This window comes from Collinsella sp. SGI.178 (genome assembly GCF_050313495.1).
GTDB lineage: Bacteria > Actinomycetota > Coriobacteriia > Coriobacteriales > Coriobacteriaceae > Collinsella.
In genome coordinates this window covers 1-1,089 of record NZ_JBNPLM010000052.1, presented here as the reverse complement: position 1 = coordinate 1,089, position 1,089 = coordinate 1, and the positions used below count along the sequence as shown (strand labels likewise).

The following is a 1,089-nucleotide window of genomic DNA, read 5'->3' as shown; positions in this document are numbered from 1 at the left end:
GGCGATCGGGCTCTTCGAGCGAGGCCACGGCTCCGAGTCGGCGGCGAAGGCGCTGTCGGTCCCGCGCGACACCGTGAGACAATGGCTCTACGTATACCGGTCGTTCGGAAGCGAGGTGCTGCTATCCATGGACGGCAAGCAGACCAGGTACACATACGAGCAGAAGGTCGCCGCCGCCTCCGCCGTCGTCGACGGCGGCATGAGCAAGCGGGACGCCATGGAGGCGTTCGGGGTCATGTCCCTGGCGCCGCTCAAGAGATGGTGCGCGCTCTACCGCGAGGGCGGCGCCGAGGCGCTCAGGCCCAGGCCCAAGGGCCGGCCGAGCGGTTCCAAGGCGAGGCCGCGCACGCGCGAGCAGGAGCTCGAGGAGCGCTGCCGAAGGCTCGAGACCGAGGTGGCCTACCTAAAAAAATTGCGTGCCCTGGTCGAGAGGGACGGACTCTGACCAGGGCGAAGGTCGAGGCCGTGAGCGCCCTGCGCGAAGAGGGGTACGGGCTGGGGTGCCTGCTGGAGTGCGCCGGCCTGGCGAGGTCGAGCTACTACTACGCGCTGTCGCACCCGAAGGCTCCCACCAGGCCCGAGCTCTGGGAGGCCGCCGCCGAGATATTCTCGCGCACGGCCAACGGGTGCGGCCACAGGCAGATCGCCATGTGCCTGCGCGCCGAGCAGGGCGTGCGCATAGCCTACAAGACCGTGCTGAAGATGATGCGCGAGATGGGCATCAGCTGCGGGATCCGCCGCGAGACCGACTACCACAGGTACAACTCGTACAGGGGCAAGGTCGGAAAGACCTTCGAGAACGTCATCGGGCGCGACTTCGCCGCCGACGGGCCGTGGGAAAAGATGGGCACCGACGTCACCGAGTTCAAACAGCCCTGGGGCAAGGCCTACTTCGCGCCGGTCTACGACTTCGGCAGCAAGGAGATCGTCGCCTGGTCCACGTCGCTGCACCCCAACATGGCTCAGCAGCACGAGCTGCTCGACCAGCTCGTGTCCAAGAAGCCCAAGGGCTCCAGGCCGATCCTGCACTCGGACATGGGCTGGCAGTACCAGCAGGCCGGTTGGTGCAGACGGTTGGAGGAGGCCGGC

The 1,089-nt window shown here is 67.4% G+C and carries 2 protein-coding genes; both read left to right on the top strand.

Annotated elements, in window-relative coordinates:
* On the top strand, positions 1–445 hold a 445-nt coding region (locus ACQRAQ_RS08590; RefSeq protein WP_427794552.1), incomplete at its 5' end, for a transposase.
* A 20-nt stretch (positions 446–465) separates the two neighbouring features.
* Positions 466–1,089, top strand: a 624-nt coding sequence (locus ACQRAQ_RS08585) for an IS3 family transposase (RefSeq protein WP_427794551.1), incomplete at its 3' end; no start/stop codon positions are given.